This window comes from Bradyrhizobium sp. CCBAU 11361, from assembly GCF_028128935.1.
Taxonomy (GTDB): domain Bacteria; phylum Pseudomonadota; class Alphaproteobacteria; order Rhizobiales; family Xanthobacteraceae; genus Bradyrhizobium; species Bradyrhizobium niftali.
This window is the reverse complement of sequence record NZ_LBJZ01000098.1, coordinates 1-1,904: the sequence shown is the minus strand read 5'-3', so window position 1 is coordinate 1,904 and position 1,904 is coordinate 1. Positions and strand designations below refer to the sequence as shown.

Genomic DNA, 1,904 nt, shown 5'->3' with positions numbered 1-1,904 from the left:
GAGGGCAGTCCGCCTGCGATAGCTCTCGACGTTCATCTCGACGATGGTGGCGTGGTGAACAAGGCGATCGATCGCCGCGAGGGTCATAGCTGGGTCCGGAAAGACCTTGTTCCATTCTCCAAAGGGCTGATTGGCGGTGATCAGCAAAGAGCGTCGCTCGTAGCGTGCGCTGATGAGCTCGAACAGCACACTGGTCTCGGCCTGGTCCTTGGTGACATAGGCAAGATCGTCCAAGATGACGAGATCGAAGCGATCGAGGCGGTTGATGGCGCCCTCGAGGTTGAGCTCGCGGCGAGCCACCTGGAGCTTCTGCACGAGATCGGTGGTGCGGGTGAACAGGACGCGCCATCCGTTCTCGATGAGGGCCAAGCCGATTGCTGCCGCCAAGTGGCTCTTGCCTCCACCGGGCGGACCAAACAGCAGCAGATTGGCGCCCTTGCCGAGCCAGCCGTCGCCGGCGGCGAGCGCGGTCATTTGCGCCTTGGAGATCATCGGCACGGCCTCGAAGTCGAAGCTGTCAAAGGTCTTTCCGGTAGGCAGCCGCGCCTCGACGAGATGGCGCTCGATGCGGCGGCGGCCGCGCTCAGCGATCTCGTGCTCGGCAATGGTGGCGAGGAAGCGCGCCGCCGGCCAGCCTTCTTTATCGGATTGCTCGGCAAATTGCGGCCACAGCGCCTTGATGGCGGGCAGCCGCAGCTCGTTGAGCAACAGATTGAGGCGCGCGGTGTCGACTACGTTGGTTGTGCTCATGCGGCGCCTCCGATCTCGGCGGTACCGATGAGGCATTCATAGGTGGCGAGCGGTGCGAGGCGTACCACGACGTTCGGCACCTGGGCGGGATCCGGGGCGAAGTGAGTACGTAGCCGGTTGAGGTCGGGCAGCCGGCCGTCGTTCAGGTCGGCCGTGAGCTGATTGGCGAGTTCGGCCTCGCAACCGCGCTCATGGGCGAGTGCGAGGAGATCGACCATGATCCGGCAGGCCTTCTTGTCCGGCAAGCGTTTGCGCAAGACGTCGAAGGCTCGGCGGTAAGCTTCCCGGGGGAACAGCTGGTCGCGGTAGACCAGGTTGAGGAGCGCCATCGGCTTGCGCCGCAAGGAATGGATCACGTGCCGATAATCGACGACCTGATCGTGCTTGCCATTGGGATGCGGCCGCCCGCGCGGCAAGGTGAGGAGATGCGTGCCGCCGACAAACACGTCGAGGTGATCGTCATACAGGCGCACCCGCAGCCGATGGCCGATCAAGCGCGACGGCACCGTGTAGAACACCTTGCGCAAGGTGAAGCCGCCGGACGACGTCACGTGGACGATCACCTCTTCATAGTCCGACGTGCGGCGGTCCGGCAGATCCTGAAGTGCGCTACGTTCACTGTCGATCCGCTTGGCGTTGCGGGCATTGCGGCGGCTGGCGATCTCATCGATGAAGCCACGATAGGCAGCCAGATCGTCGAAGTCGGCGGTGCCACGCAGCAACAGCGCGTCGCCGATCGCTCGCTTGAGATGACCATGCGAACTCTCGATCGCCCCGTTCTCGTGGGCGATGCCACGATTGTTGCGGGAAGGCCGCATGCCGTAATGGGCACAGAGGTCTTCGTATCGCCGCGTCAGATCGTCTTTGGCGTCGCGGTCGAGATTGCAAAAGGCGGCCGACAGGCTGTCGGTGCGATGCTCCCGTGGCGCCCCACCGAGTGACCACAAGGCATTCTGCAGGCCTTCGGCCAGAGCGACGAAGCTCTCACCGCCGAGCACGACATGGGCGTGCTCAAACCCGGAATAGGCCAGCCGGAAGTGATAGAGACGATGGTCGAGCGGTACGCCCGCGATCGTGACACCCAATTCGCCCATGTCGGTGAAGTCGGACAGGCCGCGCTGACCGGGTTCGTGGGTCTGGCGGAAGATGACCTC

At 63.9% G+C, this 1,904-nt stretch carries 2 protein-coding genes; both read right to left on the bottom strand.

Translation table 11 applies throughout. The features are described from left to right. Positions 1-750: IS21-like element ISBj11 family helper ATPase IstB (gene istB / locus XI08_RS10045; RefSeq protein WP_271574293.1), on the bottom strand; the 750-nt coding region annotated here is incomplete at its 3' end. Next, the coding region (gene istA / locus XI08_RS10040) for an IS21-like element ISBj11 family transposase (protein WP_271574292.1) at positions 747-1,904 on the bottom strand (1,158 nt) is incomplete at its 5' end. The genes istA and istB, both read right to left, overlap by 4 nt.